At 69.8% G+C, this 17,791-nt stretch carries 18 protein-coding genes and 1 tRNA gene; 13 read left to right on the forward strand and 6 right to left on the reverse strand.

The window, feature by feature from the left end; translation table 11 throughout:
- Window positions 1–363 precede the first annotated feature (363 nt).
- Genes argC through CLV49_RS13525 form a run of 8 tightly spaced genes read left to right on the forward strand, consistent with a single transcriptional unit; the run spans window position 364 to window position 8,102 of the window.
- Window positions 364–1,410, forward strand: a complete 1,047-nt coding sequence (argC, locus tag CLV49_RS13490) for an N-acetyl-gamma-glutamyl-phosphate reductase (RefSeq protein WP_106563998.1) — start codon at window positions 364–366, stop codon at window positions 1,408–1,410.
- Window positions 1,407–2,558, forward strand: coding sequence for a bifunctional glutamate N-acetyltransferase/amino-acid acetyltransferase ArgJ (argJ, locus tag CLV49_RS13495; protein WP_106563999.1), 1,152 nt, complete (start codon window positions 1,407–1,409; stop codon window positions 2,556–2,558). The genes argC and argJ overlap by 4 nt, the downstream gene beginning before the upstream one ends.
- The gene (gene argB / locus CLV49_RS13500; protein ID WP_106564000.1) at window positions 2,558–3,469 is read left to right on the forward strand and encodes an acetylglutamate kinase; all 912 of its coding nucleotides are present in this window, start codon (window positions 2,558–2,560) and stop codon (window positions 3,467–3,469) included. The genes argJ and argB overlap by 1 nt, the downstream gene beginning before the upstream one ends.
- Window positions 3,466–4,647, forward strand: a complete 1,182-nt coding sequence (locus CLV49_RS13505) for an acetylornithine transaminase (protein WP_106564001.1) — start codon at window positions 3,466–3,468, stop codon at window positions 4,645–4,647. Before argB ends, CLV49_RS13505 begins: the two co-directional genes overlap by 4 nt.
- Window positions 4,648–4,669: 22 nt before the next feature.
- Window positions 4,670–5,593: an ornithine carbamoyltransferase gene (argF, locus tag CLV49_RS13510; RefSeq protein ID WP_106564002.1), complete on the forward strand. Its 924-nt coding sequence runs from the start codon at window positions 4,670–4,672 to the stop codon at window positions 5,591–5,593.
- Window positions 5,594–5,650: 57 nt separating this feature from the next.
- Window positions 5,651–7,087 (forward strand): argininosuccinate lyase, encoded by a 1,437-nt coding sequence (gene argH / locus CLV49_RS13515; RefSeq protein WP_106564003.1) that lies wholly within the window; start codon window positions 5,651–5,653, stop codon window positions 7,085–7,087.
- Window positions 7,088–7,117: 30 nt separating this feature from the next.
- Window positions 7,118–7,720: a DNA-3-methyladenine glycosylase gene (locus CLV49_RS13520; RefSeq protein ID WP_106564004.1), complete on the forward strand. Its 603-nt coding sequence runs from the start codon at window positions 7,118–7,120 to the stop codon at window positions 7,718–7,720.
- 31 nt (window positions 7,721–7,751) lie between these two features.
- Window positions 7,752–8,102, forward strand: coding sequence for a VOC family protein (locus CLV49_RS13525; RefSeq protein ID WP_106564005.1), 351 nt, complete (start codon window positions 7,752–7,754; stop codon window positions 8,100–8,102).
- Between the two features lie 146 nt (window positions 8,103–8,248).
- On the opposite strand, the gene CLV49_RS13530 is transcribed toward CLV49_RS13525, so the two are convergent.
- Entirely contained in the window at window positions 8,249–8,833 is a 585-nt protein-coding gene (locus CLV49_RS13530) for a hypothetical protein (RefSeq protein WP_106564006.1), read from the reverse strand.
- 5 nt (window positions 8,834–8,838) lie between these two features.
- Entirely contained in the window at window positions 8,839–9,471 is a 633-nt protein-coding gene (locus CLV49_RS13535) for a DNA-binding protein (RefSeq protein ID WP_106564007.1), read from the reverse strand.
- Between the two features lie 96 nt (window positions 9,472–9,567).
- On the opposite strand from CLV49_RS13535, the gene tyrS reads away from it, so the two are divergent.
- Complete coding sequence (tyrS, locus tag CLV49_RS13540; protein ID WP_106564008.1) at window positions 9,568–10,863, forward strand: tyrosine--tRNA ligase; 1,296 nt, start codon at window positions 9,568–9,570, stop codon at window positions 10,861–10,863.
- Window positions 10,864–10,882: 19 nt separating this feature from the next.
- On the opposite strand, the gene CLV49_RS13545 is transcribed toward tyrS, so the two are convergent.
- Entirely contained in the window at window positions 10,883–12,535 is a 1,653-nt protein-coding gene (locus tag CLV49_RS13545; RefSeq protein WP_106564009.1) for an alpha-amylase family protein, read from the reverse strand.
- Window positions 12,532–13,503: a TIGR03885 family FMN-dependent LLM class oxidoreductase gene (locus tag CLV49_RS13550; RefSeq protein WP_106564010.1), complete on the reverse strand. Its 972-nt coding sequence runs from the start codon at window positions 13,501–13,503 to the stop codon at window positions 12,532–12,534. The genes CLV49_RS13545 and CLV49_RS13550 overlap by 4 nt, the downstream gene beginning before the upstream one ends.
- Window positions 13,504–13,664: 161 nt before the next feature.
- Between CLV49_RS13550 and CLV49_RS13555 the strand changes: the two genes are divergently transcribed.
- Together CLV49_RS13555 and CLV49_RS13560 are read left to right on the forward strand one after the other, a co-directional pair.
- A complete protein-coding gene (locus tag CLV49_RS13555) occupies window positions 13,665–14,567 on the forward strand; it encodes an NUDIX hydrolase (protein WP_106564011.1) in 903 nt (300 codons plus the stop codon).
- Window positions 14,568–14,704: 137 nt separating this feature from the next.
- Window positions 14,705–14,962, forward strand: a complete 258-nt coding sequence (locus tag CLV49_RS13560; RefSeq protein ID WP_106564012.1) for a hypothetical protein — start codon at window positions 14,705–14,707, stop codon at window positions 14,960–14,962.
- A 67-nt stretch (window positions 14,963–15,029) separates the two neighbouring features.
- On the opposite strand, the gene CLV49_RS13565 is transcribed toward CLV49_RS13560, so the two are convergent.
- Window positions 15,030–15,611, reverse strand: a complete 582-nt coding sequence (locus tag CLV49_RS13565) for a TetR/AcrR family transcriptional regulator (protein WP_106564013.1) — start codon at window positions 15,609–15,611, stop codon at window positions 15,030–15,032.
- Between the two features lie 113 nt (window positions 15,612–15,724).
- Between CLV49_RS13565 and CLV49_RS13570 the strand changes: the two genes are divergently transcribed.
- Complete coding sequence (locus CLV49_RS13570) at window positions 15,725–16,465, forward strand: SDR family NAD(P)-dependent oxidoreductase (RefSeq protein WP_106564014.1); 741 nt, start codon at window positions 15,725–15,727, stop codon at window positions 16,463–16,465.
- A 141-nt stretch (window positions 16,466–16,606) separates the two neighbouring features.
- Here CLV49_RS13570 and CLV49_RS13575 read toward each other — a convergent pair whose 3' ends face one another.
- On the reverse strand, window positions 16,607–17,215 hold the full coding sequence (locus CLV49_RS13575) for a hypothetical protein (RefSeq protein ID WP_106564015.1): 609 nt from the start codon (window positions 17,213–17,215) through the stop codon (window positions 16,607–16,609).
- Window positions 17,216–17,349: 134 nt separating this feature from the next.
- Here CLV49_RS13575 and CLV49_RS13580 point away from each other — a divergent pair.
- Window positions 17,350–17,423: transfer RNA gene (locus tag CLV49_RS13580), tRNA-Pro, on the forward strand.
- The last annotated feature ends 368 nt before the right edge of the window (window positions 17,424–17,791 follow it).

Below are 17,791 nucleotides of genomic sequence, written 5' to 3' on the forward strand. Positions count from 1 at the left end.
TGTCCTTCGAAACGGGAGGTGGGACGCGACGGGGGAGAGGAACGCTGCCACGGTACGACGACCCGCGTATCGACACGATGTGCTGTGTGCACCACATCACGGGTTCGATGTGCACAGTGCACATCTTCGCGAGGTCTCGCTGTCGTCGACCGATCCCCGGTGGATTCGCGCTCGGATCGGGCCGGGTAGTACGCTGTCCCCCATGGCTTTCCTCGCACGCAGCTTCTCCGCACTGGGCTCCGCCCGTGCGCTGCGTCGACGCCTTGTTGACGAGCGACGATAGGCGACGCCGGGAGACCCAGCAGGGGTCCGAGACGCGTCGCCCGACCTCCGACCGTTCGTCTCACTCAATAAGGTAGAACCATGTCATTCTCCGTGGCCGTCGCCGGTGCTTCCGGCTATGCCGGGGGCGAGTTGCTCCGGCTCCTCGATGCCCATCCCGATCTCGACATCCGCACCGTGACGGCGCATTCCAACGCCGGTCAGCGCCTCGGCTCCGTGCAGCCGCACCTGCGTTCGCTCGCCGATCGCGTTCTGGTCGACACGACGCCCGAGACGCTCGCAGGTCACGACGTCGTCTTCCTCGCGCTGCCGCACGGCAAGTCGGGTGAGGTCACCGCGCACCTCGACGCCTCGACCCTCGTCGTCGACTGCGGAGCCGACCACCGCCTCGTGAACGACGAGGACTGGGCGGCCTTCTACGGCGGCGAGTACTACGGCGCCTGGGACTACGGCGTGCCGGAGCTGCCGATCGAGGCCGGTCGGAAGCAGCGCGAGCGCCTCGTCGGAGCGACGCGCATCGCCGCTCCCGGCTGCAACGCCTCGACCGTGGCCCTGTCGCTCGCGCCGGGCGTCGCCGCCGGAGTGATCGAGCCGACCGACATCGTGTCCGTCCTCGCCGTCGGCCCCTCCGGTGCCGGCAAGAGCCTCAAGCTCAACCTCCTCGCGAGCGAGATCCTCGGCAGCGCGAACCCGTACGCCGTAGGCGGTACCCACCGCCACATCCCCGAGATCGCGCAGAGCCTGAAGGCTGCGGGCGCCGGCGACGTGTCCATCTCCTTCACGCCCGTGCTCGTGCCGATGTCGCGGGGCATCCTCGCCACGTCGACGGCACGCATCGTGCCGGGTACGAGCGCGAGCGACGTCCGGCAGGCCTGGGAGTCGGCATATGCCGGCGAACGCTTCGTCGAGCTGCTGCCGGAGGGCGAGTTCCCCCGCACGGCCGACGTCATCGGCGCGAACGTGGCCCTCATGGGACTCGCGATCGACGAGGCCGCCGGCCGCGCCGTCGTCGTGACCGCGGTCGACAACCTCACCAAGGGAACGGCGGGAGCCGCCATCCAGTCGTCGAACATCGCCCTCGGCATCGACGAATCCACCGGACTGAGTGTGAACGGAGTGGCACCGTGAGCGTGACCGCAGCAGCAGGTTTCGATGCGGCCGGAGTGGCCGCCGGACTGAAGTCGTCGGGCAACCCCGACCTCGCGCTCGTCGTGAACCGTGGGCCGCAGCACGACGCAGCGGCCGTCTTCACGAGCAACCGGGCGAAGGCGAACCCGATCATCTGGTCGCAGCAGGTCATCGCCGACGGCACCGTGAGCGCGATCGTGCTCAACTCCGGGGGAGCGAACTGCTTCACGGGAGCGCAGGGCTTCCAGACCACGCACGCGACGGCCGAGGCCGTCGCCGAGGCCCTCTCGGTCTCGGCCGGCGACGTTCTCGTGTGCTCGACCGGCCTCATCGGCGACCAGCTCGATCGCGGCAAGCTCCTCGCCGGTGTGACGGCCGCGAACGCCGCGCTCTCTCCGGAGGGAGGCGCCGACGCCGCGCTCGCGATCATCACGACGGACTCGAAGCCGAAGCAGGCGACGCGCACGGGTGACGGCTGGACGATCGGCGGCATGGCGAAGGGTGCCGGGATGCTCGCCCCCGGGCTCGCGACGATGCTCGTCGTGATCACGACCGACGCCGCCGTGCCGTCGGCCGAACTCGACGCTCACCTGCGCGCCGCGACCCGCGTGAGCTTCGACCGTCTCGACTCCGACGGCTGCATGTCGACGAACGACCAGGTGACGCTCATGGCTTCCGGCGCCTCGGGCGTGACCCCCGACTCCGACGCGTTCCGGGCCGCCCTCACGGAGCTGTGCCTCGACCTCGCGGCCCAGCTGCAGGGCGACGCGGAGGGCGCGAGCCACGACATCGCCATCCGCGTGGTCGGCGCCGAGAACGAGGACGACGCCGTCGAGGTGGGCCGCTCCGTCGCCCGCAACAACCTCTTCAAGGCCGCCGTCTTCGGCAACGACCCCAACTGGGGTCGAGTGCTCGCGGCCATCGGGACCACGGCCGCCGCCTTCGACCCCTACGCCGTCGACGTCTCGATGAACGGCGTCATGGTGTGCTCGAACGGCGGACCGGACCAGCCGCGCGATCTCGTGGACCTCACCGGCCGCGCCGTCGACGTGCTCATCGACCTCAAGGCCGGCGACGCGAGCGCCACGATCCTGACCAACGACCTCACGCACGACTACGTGCACGAGAACAGCGCGTACTCCAGCTGATGTCGACGATCGATCACGCCCCCATCAGCCAGGCCGAGGCCATCAAGAAGGCCGAGGTCCTCGTCGACGCGCTCCCGTGGCTCGTCCACTACTCCGGCGCCACCGTCGTCGTGAAGTTCGGCGGAAACGCCATGGTGACGGAAGAGCTCAAGGCGAGCTTCGCCGAGGACATGGTCTTCCTGCGCCTCGCCGGGCTCCGCCCCGTCGTCGTGCACGGCGGCGGACCGCAGATCTCCGCCCGCCTCAAGGAGCTCGGCATCGAGAGCGAGTTCAAGGGCGGATACCGCGTCACCACGACCGAGGCGATCTCCGTCGTCCGCGACGTGCTGCGCGACGAGGTGAACCGCGACCTCGTGGACCTCATCAACAGCCACGGCGACCTCGCCGTGGGACTGTCCGGGCAGGACAGCGAACTGTTCGGAGGCCGCCGCCGCGGTGCGATGGTCGACGGCGCGATGGTGGACCTTGGTCACGTCGGCGACGTCGTGACCGTGAACACGGCAGCCGTCGTCGCGGCGCTCGACGACGGCAAGATCCCCGTCATCTCCTCGATCGCTCCGGACGAGGACCGTCCGGGCAACGTCCTCAACGTGAACGCCGACGCGGCCGCCTCGGCCCTCGCCGTGGCCCTCGGGGCACGGAAGCTCCTCGTGCTCACCGACGTGGCCGGCCTCTACAGCGATTGGCCGAACCGCGACTCGCTCGTCTCCCGGATCGACTCGGAGGAGTTGCGAGCCCTCCTGCCCCGACTCGAGTCGGGCATGATCCCCAAGATGACGGCGTGCCTCGAGGCCGTCGACGGGGGAGTGGAGAACGCCGCGATCATCGACGGCCGCCTCCCGCATTCGACACTCCTCGAGGTGTTCACCAACAAAGGCATCGGAACCGAAGTCGTGAAGGGCGTGAAATGAGCGAGTGGAAGAAGCGCGTCGAGAACGACATGATGCGCACGTTCGGACCGACGCAGGCGCTCCTCGTGCGCGGCGAGGGATGCTGGGTAGAGGACGAGGACGGCACGCGCTACCTCGACTTCCTCGCCGGCATCGCGGTCAACGCCCTGGGCCACGCCCACCCCGTGATGGTGGAGGCGATCTCCCGCCAGGCCGCGACCCTCATCCACGTGTCGAACTACTTCTCGACCCCGCCGCAGCTCGAGCTCGCCGAACGCCTCAAGCGGCTGACGGGTGCGGGCGACGAGGGGCGCGCGTACTTCGGCAACTCGGGCGCCGAGGCGAACGAAGCCGCATTCAAGCTCGCTCGCCTGAACAAGGGCGAGCACGGTACGAAGTGGAAGATCCTCTCCCTCGAGAACTCGTTCCACGGTCGCACGATGGGCTCGCTCGCCCTCACGGGCAAGCCCGCGCTGCACGCGGGCTTCGAGCCGCTGCCCGGAGGCGTCGAGTACATCGAGTCGACGGTCGAGGCGCTCGAGAACGCGATCGACGATAGCGTGGCCGCGCTCATCGTGGAACCCATCAAGGGTGAGGCCGGCGTGATCGAGCTGCCCGACGGCTTCCTCGAGGCCGCCCGCCGGCTGACGGCCGAACACGGCGCCCTCCTCATCATCGACGAGATCCAGACGGGTGCCGGACGCACCGGCTCGTGGTTCGCCTACCAGCGCGCCGGGATCGTGCCCGACGCCGTGACGCTCGCGAAGGGCATCGGCGGAGGGTTCCCGATCGGGGCGCTCGTGACGTTCGGCCGCGCATCCCAGCTGTTCTCGCCCGGGCAGCACGGCAGCACGTTCGGCGGCAACCCGCTCGCGACCGCGACGGCGAACGCCGTGCTCGGCGAGATCGAGCGGGCCGGACTCGTCGAGAACGCCCGGGTGCGCGGCGAGCAGCTGCGGGCGCTCATCGAGGGAGTCGGCTCGCCGCTCATCATCGAGACGCGCGGAGCCGGACTCCTCGTGGGGGTCGGACTCGCCGAACCGGTCGCTCCGGCGATCGTTCGCGCCGCCCTGGCCGCCGGTCTCATCATCAACGCGCCGAACGACCGCAGCCTCCGCATCGCGCCCCCGCTCATCGTGGGCGACGCGGAACTCGCCGAGTTCGACACCCGCTTCCGTGCCGCCCTCGCGGCCATCTGACCTCCCGATCGAAAGCAGCACCGTGACCCGCCACTTCCTCCGTGACGACGACCTGACGCAGGCCGAGCAGGGCGAGATCCTCGACCTCGCGATCGAGCTCAAGAAGGACCGCTTCTCGCACAAGCCGCTCGCCGGCCCGCAGACGGTCGCCGTGATCTTCGACAAGTCGTCGACGCGCACCCGCGTCTCCTTCGCCGTCGGCATCGCCGATCTCGGGGGAGTGCCGCTCATCATCTCCACCGCGAGCAGCCAGCTCGGCGGCAAGGAGACGGCCGCCGACACGGCTCGCGTGCTCGAGCGCCAGGTGGCCGCGATCGTGTGGCGCACCTACGCCCAGGCCGGTCTCGAGGAGATGGCGCTCGGCACGACGGTGCCCGTCATCAACGCGCTCTCCGACGACTTCCACCCGTGCCAGCTGCTCGCCGACCTGCTCACCATCCGCGAGCACAAGGGCGCCCTCCAGGGGCTCGTGCTCACGTTCATCGGCGACGGCGCGAGCAACATGGCGCAGTCGTACCTCCTCGCGGGAGCGACCGCCGGTATGCACGTGCGGGTCGCGTCGCCCGAGGGCTTCGCCCCCAACGACCGGGTCGTGGCCGACGCCGATGCGCGTGCGACGGAGACCGGCGGATCCGTGACGCTCTACACCGACCCGAACGAGGCCGTCGCCGGCTCCGACGTGGTCGTGACCGACACGTGGGTCTCGATGGGGAAGGAGGAGGAGAAGGCCAAGCGCCTCACCTCACTCGCCGCCTACCGCGTGGACTCCGAGCTCATGGCGCTCGCGAAGCCCGATGCCGTCTTCATGCACTGCCTCCCGGCAGATCGCGGCTTCGAGGTGACGGAGGACGTCATCGACGGTCCGCAGAGCATCATCTGGGACGAGGCGGAGAACCGCCTCCACGCCCAGAAGGCCCTCATGCTCTGGCTGCTCGAACGCGCCTGAGCCCCTCGCCGCCCCGGCGGCCGCGACACGTCACGAACACGAACGAAGGAGCACGACATGGCCGAGAACCGCGCAGCAGAGGCCGGAGCCCTCTGGGGCGGGCGTTTCGCGAGCGGCCCGTCGCCGGAGCTCGCCCGCTTGAGCAAGTCCACGCACTTCGACTTCGCGCTCGCCCCCTACGACATCGCGGGATCGCGGGCGCACGCCCGCGGCCTCGCGTCCGCCGGCTACCTCTCCGCCGTGGAACTCGAGACGATGCTCGAAGCCCTCACCCGCCTTGAGGCGGCCGTGGAATCCGGCGAGTTCACCGCGGACGAGGACGACGAAGACGTGCACTCGGCGCTCGAGCGCGGCCTCATGACCTTCGCGGGCACCGAGCTGGGCGGCAAGCTGCGCGCCGGCCGCAGCCGCAACGACCAGATCGCGACGCTTGTCCGCCTCTACCTGCTCGACCACGGTCGCGCCATCGCGCGGGAGCTCATCCGCCTCGTCGACGCCATCGCGGCGCAGGTGGAGGACCACGCCACGGCCGTGATGCCGGGGCGCACCCACCTCCAGCACGCGCAGCCCGTGCTGCTGTCGCACCACCTGCTCGCTCACGCCTGGCCGATCGTCCGCGACCTCGAGCGGCTCCGCGACTGGACGCACCGCGCCTCCGCCTCGCCCTACGGGGCCGGCGCGCTCGCCGGCAGCTCGCTCGGCCTCGACCCCCAGCTCATCGCCACCGAGCTCGGCCTCGACCGCCCGACCGAGAATTCGATCGACGCCACGTCCGCGCGCGACGTCGTCGCCGAATTCGCGTTCATCACGGCGATGATCGGCATCGACCTCTCCCGGTTCGCCGAGGAGATCATCGTGTGGAACACGCGCGAATTCGGTTTCGTCACCCTCGACGACGGGTACTCGACCGGGTCGAGCATCATGCCGCAGAAGAAGAACCCTGACATCGCCGAGCTCGCGCGCGGCAAGTCCGGTCGCCTCATCGGCAACCTCACCGGACTCCTCGCGACGCTCAAGGGACTGCCGCTCGCCTACAACCGCGACCTGCAGGAGGACAAGGAGCCGGTCTTCGACTCCGTCGAGACCCTCGAGGTGCTCCTGCCCGCCTTCACGGGGATGGTCGCGACGCTGCGCTTCGACACCGACCGCATGGCCGAGCTCGCGCCGCAGGGCTTCTCGCTCGCGACCGACGTGGCCGAGTGGCTCGTGCGCGGCGGCGTCGCCTTCCGCGACGCCCACGAGATCTCCGGAGCGCTCGTGCGTTTCTGCGAGGAGCGCGGCCTCGACCTCGACGAGCCGAGCGACGAGGAGTACGAGGCCATCTCGTCGCACCTCACGCCCGACGTCCGCAAGGTGCTCACCGTGCCGGGGTCGATCGCGTCCCGCAACGGGGCCGGCGGCACCGCGCCGACGCGCGTCGCCGAGCAGCGCGCGCTCCTCACGGAACGCGTCGCCGCGCTCGCGGTGGCGCTGGGGATCAGCTCGGCGCGATGACCTGTCTCTTCGGATGAGAGACATGGTGCGATGACCGACCTGGAGCGGGTCCTCGCTCGCCCGGCGGTCGAGGCTGCCCCGCTCCTGCTCGGTGCTGTCCTGCGGCGATCGAGCGCGGACGGGACCGTCGCGGTGCGCATCACCGAGGTGGAGGCGTACCTCGGTGTGGGCGAGGACCCCGGTTCGCATGCGTTCCGGCGGCAGTCGCCGCGGAATTCGACGATGTTCGGTCCACCCGGGCGGCTGTACGCCTACTTCACGTACGGCATGCACGTGTGCGCGAACGTCGTGTGCTCTCCGGAGGGGACGGCATCGGCCGTGCTCCTGCGCGCCGGGGAGGTCGTGGAGGGCGTCGAACTCGCGCGGGTGCGCCGACCGGCCGCCCGCCTGGACCGTGAGCTCGCGCGCGGACCGGCCCGGCTCGCCTCGGCGTTGGGCATCCCGCTCGCTGAGGATGGCGCGGCACTCGATCAGGAACCGTACGAGTTGGTGCTCGGGGGGCCGGCGCCCGACGTCGCGAGCGGCCCGCGCACGGGCGTGAGCGGACCGGGCGGCGGCGAGTCCTTCCCGTGGCGGTTCTGGTTGCGGGACGAGCCCTCCGTCTCGCCGTACCGTCGGCACCCGAAGGCTTGACCACCGGCGGCGGGATCGGTTGACTGTGGCGATGGCACACGTCGAACATTTCGAGATCCCCGCGGACGACGTCGTCCGCGCCACCGCGTTCTACGAGTCGGTCTTCGGGTGGAAGACCGAGAAGTGGGACGAGGACAACGTGATGATCTCTCCGACCGATGAGGGAATCGGCGGAGACATCCACAAGCGCGAGGCCCTCGCGCACCCCACCGTCGTCGTCACCGTCGACCGGATCGAAGACACGATCGCCGCGATCGAGGCGAACGGTGGCCGCGTCGTCGGCGAGATCCAGCCGCTCGGTGAGACGAGTCGCTGGGTGTACGTGGAGGACTGCGAGGGGAACACCATCGGTCTCTACGACGACTCGGCTCCTGCTTCCTGACGCGACCGCCCAGGAGGCCGCCCACACGTCCGCTCTGAGATTCGAGGGCGGCAGTTCGCTATCGAGGGCGGTAGTTGTAGGTGGCGCCCTCGCTCGGGAGTAGCCCTGTGGATGGGGCGGGCGGCGGGGTGGGGCGGCGGGGTGGGTCAGCGGAGGGCGAAGACGAAGAGGCCGGCGGATGCCGCGGCCCACACGATGCTCGCGAGCGTGCCGATCATGAAGCGCTCGCGCGTCTCCGCCTCGGCCAGCTCGGTGAAGCGCCCGACACCCTTGATCGCCACGACGATCGCGATCGCCTCCGGGAAGCCCGCGATGAGGGCTCCGGCGATCGCCGCGCGCTCGAGGTAGCCGATCGCGAGACCTCCCCTCAGCACCTCGCGCGGGGCGCTCGCCGTGGGCGAGTCGCGGTCCACCATGATGCCGCCGTGGGCGCCGGGGTGCACGCTGCCGTGCGTCGCGAGGTCGAGGGCGAACGAGGCCGCGGGCGACCCGCCGAGGACCGCGAGGGCGAAGGACGCGATGCCGAGCAGCAGCGAGACGATGAGCGGCGGCTCGGGCGAGGGCAGGGCCACCGTGATGAGTCCCACCGCAAGCAGCACCGCGGCCACCGAGATGAACGCGTTCCGCTTGAGCACGATCGTGAGGACGGTGGCGCCGAGCGCCGTGGCGGCGAAGCCCACCGTCGACACCCAGTAGAGGACGCTCGCGAGCGTGCTGTCGAAGATGTCCATCGGGCTCATCCCTTCGCCGTCGTGTCGTCGAGCATCCCGAGCAGCCTAACGAGAGCCTCCGACGCCGCGAGCTCCTCGCGGCTCGACCCTGTGCGCGCCCGCATGCTCACGGCCCCCTGCGTGATGCCGAGGGCGCTCGCCGCCCGCGACTGCGTCGCGCCCGTGGCCAGGAGGTCGTGGACCTCCCAGCCCTTGTCCGTCCGCTTCTCGCGGAGGGCCAGGACGACGGCGACGAGCGCCTCGACGTCCGTCGCGCGGATGCCGGACTCGGTGGGCTCCTCGTCCGTGGCGGGCTCCTGCCGGAGGGCGAAGCGGGACGGCGTGCGCTTGGCCGCATCGATCGCGGCCCGGGCGGCGAAGAACGCCTCGCCCGTGGACGAGCGCGTGGAGTCGCCGAGGGGGAGGCGGACCGGGCCGACGCCGAGGCCCACGCTCCACCGGCCGTCGCGCGTGAGCTCGAGCACGAGCCGGTATGCCGTGTCGGCGCGATCGGTGAGGGCCTGGATCTCGTCGCCGGCCGTGCGCTCGGCGGGGAGGAGCAGCTCGCCGTGCGCAGTCTTCTCGATGCGCGCGAGCGCCTCGGCGACGGCGTCGTCGCGCGATCGGCTGTCGACCTGGTCTGCGGTGATGACGAACACGGTACATCAGCCTCCTGACTAATACTGAGTAGATATTAGTCCTGAACCTGATTCCTGTCGAGTATCAGGGTAGGACCCCGCTGATATCGTGAGGCGGTGATCAATCCCGTTCTCTCCACCCAGCAGAATGACGCCTCGTTCGAGGACATCTGGGACGAACTCGTCTGGCGCGGCCTCGTGCACGTCTCCACCGACGAATCGGCCCTCAAAGAACTCCTCTCGGGAGACCGGATCACCTATTACTGCGGTTTCGACCCCACCGCTCCGAGCCTCCACCTGGGCAACCTCGTGCAGCTGCTCGTCATGCGGCGGCTCCAGCTGGCCGGGCACCGTCCGCTCGGTCTCGTCGGCGGGTCCACCGGACTCATCGGCGACCCGCGTCCCACGGCCGAGCGCACGCTCAACTCCCGCGAGACCGTGGGGGAGTGGGTGGCGAACCTGCGCGCCCAGGTGGAGAACTACCTGAGCTTCGAGGGCGACAACGCGGCCCTCATGGTGAACAACCTCGACTGGACGGCGCCCCTGTCGGCCATCGACTTCCTCCGCGAGATCGGCAAGCACTTCCGTGTGGGCACGATGCTCAAGAAGGACGCCGTGAGCGCGCGCCTCAACTCCGACGAGGGCATCAGCTACACCGAGTTCAGCTACCAGATCCTGCAGGGCATGGACTACCTCGAGCTGTACCGGGCGCACGGCTGCGTTCTGCAGACCGGCGGAAGCGACCAGTGGGGCAACCTCACGAGCGGCATCGACCTGATCCGTCGCGTGGAGCGCGCCGAGGCGCACGCCATCGGCACGCCGCTCATCACGAACTCCGACGGAACGAAGTTCGGAAAGAGCGAGGGCAACGCCGTGTGGCTGAACCCCGAGATGACCTCGCCCTACGCGTTCTACCAGTTCTGGGTGAACACGGACGACGCCGACGTGATCGCGCGCCTCAAGGTGTTCACGTTCCTCGGTCGCGACGAGATCGAGCGCCTCGAGAAGGCCGTGGCCGACGAGCCGTTCCGTCGCGAGGCGCAGAAGCGACTGGCGCTCGAGGTGACGTCGCTCGTGCACGGCGAGGCGGCGGCGCAGGCCGCGATCGACGCCTCCGCCGCGCTCTTCGGCAACGGCGACCTCGGCTCGCTCGACGAGGCGACGCTGCGTTCCGCTCTCGACGAGGTGCCGAACACCACGGCCGAGCCGGGGACGCCGATCCTGCAGCTGCTCGTGCAGACGAGCCTCGTGCAGAGCCTCAGCGAGGCGCGGCGTGCCCTCGGCCAGGGCGGCGTGTACGTGGACAACGTGAAGGTCGCCGACGAGAACGCGGTGTTCGCACCCGTCCTCCCAGGCGGCGTCGCGGTGCTCCGCCGGGGCAAGCGCTCCCTCGCCGGCGTCTTCTCCGCCTGACCCGCAGGGTCCGCTCCTCCTAGGTGAGGCGCTTGTCGCCCGGGCGGACGACGCGCAGCCAGCGGTGGCCGTAGCCGTCGAGCGGCACGTCGAGGCGACCCTTCTCGTCGGGCAGCAGGATGTGGTCGTGGAACAGGTCGACCACGCGGGTGCCGGGCACCACGTCCTCGATCGTCACGGGGACGGTGTGCGGCTCCGGACCCAGGTTGTGCACGGCGAACAGGTGGCCCGTCTCCGTGCGCACCGTGTGCGCGAGTACCTCGTCGAACGGCTGATCGACGATCGCGAAGTCACCCCAGCCGATCTCTGGCGAGTTCCGGTACGTCTGCACGAGCCCGCGGACGAACGTGAACAGCGAGGAGTCCACGTGCCGCTGCTGCGCGACGTTCACGTATTCGGGTGAGAACCCGCCCTCCGGCACGGTCGTGACGAGCTTCCGCTTCGGGGCCGACGAGAAGCCGCCGTTCTCCTCGTCCGACCACTGCATGGGGGAGCGCACGGCCTCGCGACCGGCGAGGTCGAGGTTCTCACCCATCCCGATCTCCTCGCCGTAGTACAGCACCGGGGCGCCGGGGAGCGAGAAGATCAGGCTGTAGACCATCTCGAGTCGGCGCGGATCCCCGTCGATGAGCGGTGGGAGGCGCCGCCGGATGCCGCGGCCGTGGAGCCGCATCGACTCGTCGGGCGCGAACCGCTCGAAGACGAACTGCCGGTCCTCCTCGCTCAGCTGGTTGAGGTTCAGCTCGTCGTGGTTGCGCACGAAGTTGCCCCACTGGTTGCTCGACTCGAGCTGCGGACGCGACCGGAGTGAGTCGCGCAGCGGTCGCGCGTCCTCGCGGGCGAGCGCGAGGTAGAGCGCCTGGTTCGTCACGAAGTCGAACTGCATCGTGAGTCCGTCGCCGTCGGCCTCGCCGAAGAACTCGTACTGCTCGTCGTGCGGCAGGTTCACCTCGCCGAGCAGCATGCCCGTGCCGCTGCGCCGGCCGACGTACCGGCGCAGGGTGCGCAGGAAGTCGTACGGGTCGTCGGGGGTGTCGTCGTCGAGCAGATACGGGACGGCGTCCACGCGGAAGCCGTCGACACCCAGCTGGAACCAGAAGCCGATGATCTTCGCGATCTCGTCGCGCACCTGAGGGTTGGCGGTGTTGAGGTCGGGCTGGTGCCGGTAGAAGGAGTGGCGGTAGTACTGGCCCGACTTCTCGTCGAGGAACCACGTGCCGTCCTCCGTGTCGGGGAACGCGTTCTCCGCCTGGTTCTTCGGGGGCTCGTCGCGCCAGCGGTAGTAGTCGCGGAACGGGTTGTCCTTGCCCTTCAGCGCCTCCTTGAACCACGGGTGCTGGTCGGACGTGTGGTTGACCACGAGGTCGACGATCACGCGGATGCCGCGGTCCTTCGCGGTGCGGAACACCTCCACGACGTCGCCGAGGTGCCCGTAGCGGGGGTCGACGCCGTAGTAGTCGGTGATGTCGTAGCCGTTGTCCTTCTGCGGCGACGGGTAGAACGGGGCGAGCCACAGGCACGTGACGCCGAGCTCCGCGAGGTAGTCGATACGGTGGGCGAGGCCCTGGAAGTCGCCGACGCCGTCGTCGTTCCAGTCGAGGTACGTCTCGACGTCGAGGTTGTAGACGACAGCGGTCTTCCACCACAGGTCGCTCGTGTCGGTCACCTTCATGCGTGCACCTCCGTGTTCAGCTGCGGGAAGACCTCGTTCGCCATGAGGCCGAGGAAGTAGTCGTGTTCGGTGCCGACGTTGTGCAGGTAGACGCGGTCGGCGCCGCAACGCTCGAGCATCGCGACGTGGTCGAGCAGCGGCGGGGCCTCGGCCGTGACGAACACGGAGCCCTCCACGTCCTTCGGCTCCACGTAGCGGGACGCCTCGTCGAACGCCTCGGGTGTCTCGAGGTCCCAGCAGAGGGGCGGGCTGAAGATGTTGGACGCCCACTGGTCGAAGGCCTCGGCGAGGGCAGCCTCGCGCGTCGATGCGACGCTGAGGTGCGTCTGCACGGTGACCTCTCCGGTGCCGCCCGCATCGCGGTACGCACCGATCACCTCGCGCAGCTTCTCCTCCGGCTGGGCGATGGTGGCGAGGCCGTCGGCCCACGACGCGACCCAGCCGGCGGTCTCCTTCGTGACGGCGGCACCGATGAGGAGCGGCTGGACCTCGGGAAGCGAGTAGACGCGCGCCCGGTCGACGGTGACGTGACCGCGGTGCGAGACCTCCTCGCCGTTCAGGAGCGCGCGGATGATCGTGACGCACTCGAGCAGCCGCTCGTTGCGTTCCGGCTTCGACGGCCAACGTTCGCCCGTGATGTGCTCGTTCATCGCCTCGCCGCTGCCGAGCGCCGCCCAGAATCGGCCGGGGTAGAGCTGGCCGAGGGTGGCGATCGCCTGCGCGATGATCACCGGGTGGTAGCGCTGGCCCGGCGCGTTGACCACGCCGAAGGACATGTCGGTGCCTTCGAGGGCGGAGCCGAGCCACGACCAGGCGAAGCCCGATTCCCCCTGCCGGTGGCTCCAGGGGGCGAGGTGGTCGGAGCACATCGCGGCGGTGAACCCCGCCTGCTCCGCCTTCTTGGCCCAGTCGAGGAGGGCGCGCGGCCCGATCTCCTCATGCGAACAGTGGAATCCGTACGTCGTCATGCTCGGCTCTCCAGGGGGTCGGGGACGGCGGTTGCTCCAGCCTCCCCGATCGGCGCTGCGATTGTGAGGGGTTGCGGGAGCCCCGTCCGGCCTGGGAGGTGACCGTCACAGCGCGACATCCGTCATGCGGTGCGGGCGTATCCATGAAAAGCTGAGGGACGATGAATTCCGGTCCTGCAGACACTCCGCCGCGGCGCGGTTCCCCCGACAGCGGCGACGGCTGGGTGGAGGGTCCCGACGGTCGACGGTTCTGGGGCCTCTTCGGTGCGGCCGGCCTGCTCGCCTTCGATCCGAACCGCGGCATCCTCCTGCAGCACCGCGCCGTGTGGTCGCACTTCGGCGGTACCTGGGGTCTCCCGGGCGGCGCCCGCCACAAGGGCGAGTCGGCGCTGCAGGGCGCACTCCGCGAGGCGACCGAGGAGGCCGGCGTGCCGCACGCCTCCGTGCGTGCCCGCCTGTCGAGTGTGCTCGACCTCGGGTTCTGGTCGTACACGACCGTTCTCGTCGACGTGCTCGAGCAGTTCGACGCCGAGGCGACCGACCCGGAGAGCATCGAGCTGCGCTGGGTGCCCGTCGCCGAGGTCGACACGCTGCCCCTCCACCCCGGTTTCGACGAGGCGTGGCCCTCGCTGCGCGATTCGCTCAAACGCCGCGCCGTGGTGATCGTCGACGCTGCCAACGTGGTGGGCTCGCGTCCCGACGGCTGGTGGAAGGACCGCGCCGGAGCGGCCGAGCGTCTGCTGGCGTCTGTGTCGACGCTCGCGCGCGAGGGTGTTCCCGCTCCCGCCTTCGACCTGCCCGAGTCGTGGTGGTGGCCGGAGTTCGTCGTCGTGCTCGAGGGCGATGCGCGGCAGGCGGCCGTCGAGGAGGCGGAGCGCGTCACCGTCGTGTCGGCTCCCGGCAGCGGTGACGACGAGATCCTCGAGCAGGTGCAGCGTTCGTTCGACGGGGGAGCGGAGCACGTGATCGTGGTCACGGCCGACCACGAGTTGCAGCGCCGCGTGGAGCGGATGGGCGCCGGTTTCGCGGGCCCGCGTGTGCTGCTGGAGCTCAGCGGGTACTGACGCTGCGGGGTCCGCGCCGTAGCGCGCGCTGTGCCCTGACGCAAGGAGAGAGGGACCCATCGGGAGTCCTATCGGGGAGCGCGTCGTCGTGCCTACGCTGTCGGCTACGGAAACTCGATCGAAGGAGCTGGATCATCATGACGTCAACGCCTCGAAAGACCCTGGCCGGATTCGCAGCCGCCATCGCCCTCACCGCCGGCGGCCTCGTCGCCACCGCAGCGCCCGCTCAGGCTGCGGGCTACTCGTACCTGTACCCGACGAACTTCGCCACGCAGGAGGAGTGCGACGCGAAGCGCGTGACGATGAACTCCTCCTGGACGCGGGCGAGCCAGTGCTTCATCATGACCGACCGTGGCGTGGTCGACTGGAAGTTCTCCGTCTCCGTCAAGGGCTAGGCCATATCGCGTAGCAGCGCGCGATTGCGCCGTGGTGGGCCGAGAGGCTCACCACGGCGTCGTCGTTTCAGCTGAGCGGCCACCATGCCGGGAGGACCGAGGCGTAGAGGTGGCGGAACGTCTGCACGTCGCGCGGTGGCGGGGTGGCCAGCCACGCGTCGATGGCGCCGACGGTGCCGTCGGCGATGAAGCGCGCCGTGGTCTCGTCCTGCAGGTTCGCGTCGATCCCGTCGATGCGCGGCGGCACGATCGCGCCGCTCTGGAACAGGCGCAGGACGGACTCGCGGAAGTGCGCGCTCAGCATGCCGTGGAGCGCAGTGGACTCCGCGCTTCCGAGTTCCCGCGAGTAGATCGCGGCGTGGGAGTCGACGTGGTGCAGGACGTCGTCCGTCGTCTGCCGCACGGCGGTGCGGATGTCGGGGTGCGCCCCGGCGGTGAGGTGCCGATCCCGGATGGTGTCGAGCTCGGTGCGCAGCACCAGGCGGAGCAGCTCGAGCGGCGAGGCCGCGTGCTCGTACACCGTGGAGCGGTTGACCCCGGCGGCCTCGGCGATGGAGACCATTGAGACCGCCTCGATCCCGTCGCGTTCGGCGAGGTCGAGGACGGCGGCGGAGAGTTTGGTGCGGCTGCGTCGAGCGCGTGCGTCCATCCGCTGAGTCTATGATGGATGCAAACCGACATTTGTCGGATAAGAGCTCCGACGGCCCAGCCGAATCGATTCCTGCAGAGCCGCCGGACGGAGACAGTAAGGATGTACGCACCATGAACCGCTTCGAGAACAAGGTCGCACTGGTCACCGGGGGAGCGAGCGGCATCGGCCGCTCCACGGCGCTGCGCCTCGCGAGCGAGGGAGCCGCCGTCGCGATCGCCGACGTGCAGGACGACAAGGCCGCAGCGGTGGTCGCGGAGATCACGGCGGCCGGCGGTCGCGGCCTGGCCATCCACCTCGACGTGACCGTCGAGTCCGAGTGGGAGTCCGCCGTGGCCGCGGCGCTCGAGGCGTTCGGCCGCCTCGACGTGCTCGTGAACAACGCCGGCATCGGCGACCTTCTGCCGATCGAGGAGACCACCCTCGAGGGCTACGAGAAGGTCATCGCGATCACGTCGACGAGCGTGTTCCTCGGCCAGAAGGCTGCGAGTGCCGCGCTCCACGCCGACGGCGGTGGATCCGTCGTCAACGTCTCCTCGATGTTCGGCATCGTCGGAGGTTTCGGCGGTGGCCCCGGTTACGCGGCCGCGAAGGGCGCCGTACGCACCCTCACGAAGAACACCGCCCTCGGCTGGGCGACCACCGGCGTGCGCGTGAACTCCGTGCACCCGGGCTTCATCGACACCCCGATCCTCGGCGAGACGGACCGCTCGATGCTCGTCGACACCACGCCCATGGGCCGCATCGGCCAGCCCGAGGAGATCGCCTCCGCGATCGCGTTCCTCGCGAGCGACGACGCGTCCTTCGTGACAGGCGCCGAACTCGTGGTCGACGGCGGGTACGTCGCGCGCTGACGGGTGCCCGTCCGGATCGGGCCGCTTGCGCGCTTCCGCGCCCGGTCCGCCGACCGCTACAGCAACAGCCGACCGCGCCACGAACTCGTGGCGCGGTCGGCTGTTGCTGTAGCGGTGCTCGGCGCGCTCGGCCGCGGCGACTCAGTAGGAGCCGGCGGCGAGGGCGATCGAGATGATCGCCAGGCCGATCGATCCGACGATCACGGCGCCGAGGAAGCAGAGGACGCCGATCGTGAGCCCCTTACCTTTCGACGTGGTGGTGCCCGGGGCGCCGATGTCGCCGGCGACCCAGGCGTTCGACGGCACGGTGTACTCGAGGTGGGGATTCTGGTTCGGCTGCAGGGTCGTGGCCGCCTTGCCGTACTCCCACAGGTACGCGACGTGGCACTGCACGTACACCGGGCGGTCTGCCGGCACCTGATACTGCATTCGCGACCAGCCGGCGGAGTAGCGGAAACCGTCGATCGTGACCGTGGGCTGCAGGAACGTCCAGCCGTACCACGGGGCGTTCTTCAGATCGAGCGTGAGTGTTCGGAACGACGTGGGTTGACCCGGCTGCGGCTGCTGCTGGGCGTAGCCGGGCTGCGCCGGCGGCTGCGGGGTCGCGAACTGTGGCTGCTGCGTCGGGTACTGCGGCTGCTGCGGTGCGTATGGCTGCTGGGGGTTGGGGTACTGCTGGCTCGGGTACTGCTGCGGCGGATACGGCTGCTGGGGGTTCGGTTGCTGGCCGAACGGTCCGGGGGAAGTCATGACCGACAGCCTAGGGATCGTGCGCGCGCCAAGGCAGGGGAAGCGCTCCCCATCTTCGGGGGCGATCCGGGACCCGGACGTGTCCGCGGGACGCCGCCGCGTCCGCTACGATGGACGAGTTGTCTTCGCGACAACGGGCTGTGGCGCAGCTTGGTAGCGCACTTGACTGGGGGTCAAGGGGTCGCAGGTTCAAATCCTGTCAGCCCGACAATGAGGCTCGATGAGACTGGTGTCTTATCGGGCCTTCGTCGTCTGCGAGTTGTGGTCGCCGGCCGGTCCACGCGAAGCGGCAGGGGAGGATAGCGCGGCATGCTATCGCCGCTCTCGATGCCTTGAGCCTCCCTGACGAGAGAGTCCCATGGTTCTGCTGCCGCTGCCTAGTGCTTCATCCCCGGCGTGCAGTCTTGTAAGAATGCGTGGTCATCCAGCGATGCCACCCGCGGGAACACGCGGGGCAACCGCGGTCGCGACAGCAAGGCCGAGCTGGCCATACGCCGTCTCGGGTGACGAGTTGCGCTACCAAGTGAAGGCTCGCCCGGAGCCGGACCGCCGCAGGCCAGCGGATCCGCTCTGCAT

It is taken from the genome of Labedella gwakjiensis (genome assembly GCF_003014675.1).
GTDB lineage: Bacteria > Actinomycetota > Actinomycetes > Actinomycetales > Microbacteriaceae > Labedella > Labedella gwakjiensis.

Bases quoted from the DNA above. Each gene is read 5' to 3' on its own strand.
- CLV49_RS13530 (WP_106564006.1), bottom strand. From the start codon at position 8,833: ATGGACATCTTCGACAGCACGCTCGCGAGCGTCCTCTACTGGGTGTCG.
- CLV49_RS13575 (WP_106564015.1), bottom strand. From the start codon at position 17,215: ATGACTTCCCCCGGACCGTTCGGCCAGCAACCGAACCCCCAGCAGCCG.
- CLV49_RS13545 (WP_106564009.1), bottom strand. From the start codon at position 12,535: ATGAAGGTGACCGACACGAGCGACCTGTGGTGGAAGACCGCTGTCGTC.
- CLV49_RS13525 (WP_106564005.1), top strand. From the start codon at position 7,752: ATGGCACACGTCGAACATTTCGAGATCCCCGCGGACGACGTCGTCCGC.
- CLV49_RS13570 (WP_106564014.1), top strand. From the start codon at position 15,725: ATGAACCGCTTCGAGAACAAGGTCGCACTGGTCACCGGGGGAGCGAGC.
- CLV49_RS13565 (WP_106564013.1), bottom strand. From the start codon at position 15,611: ATGGACGCACGCGCTCGACGCAGCCGCACCAAACTCTCCGCCGCCGTC.
- argB (WP_106564000.1), top strand. From the start codon at position 2,558: ATGTCGACGATCGATCACGCCCCCATCAGCCAGGCCGAGGCCATCAAG.
- CLV49_RS13505 (WP_106564001.1), top strand. From the start codon at position 3,466: ATGAGCGAGTGGAAGAAGCGCGTCGAGAACGACATGATGCGCACGTTC.
- argC (WP_106563998.1), top strand. From the start codon at position 364: ATGTCATTCTCCGTGGCCGTCGCCGGTGCTTCCGGCTATGCCGGGGGC.
- CLV49_RS13520 (WP_106564004.1), top strand. From the start codon at position 7,118: ATGACCGACCTGGAGCGGGTCCTCGCTCGCCCGGCGGTCGAGGCTGCC.
- CLV49_RS13555 (WP_106564011.1), top strand. From the start codon at position 13,665: ATGAATTCCGGTCCTGCAGACACTCCGCCGCGGCGCGGTTCCCCCGAC.
- CLV49_RS13550 (WP_106564010.1), bottom strand. From the start codon at position 13,503: ATGACGACGTACGGATTCCACTGTTCGCATGAGGAGATCGGGCCGCGC.
- argH (WP_106564003.1), top strand. From the start codon at position 5,651: ATGGCCGAGAACCGCGCAGCAGAGGCCGGAGCCCTCTGGGGCGGGCGT.
- CLV49_RS13560 (WP_106564012.1), top strand. From the start codon at position 14,705: ATGACGTCAACGCCTCGAAAGACCCTGGCCGGATTCGCAGCCGCCATC.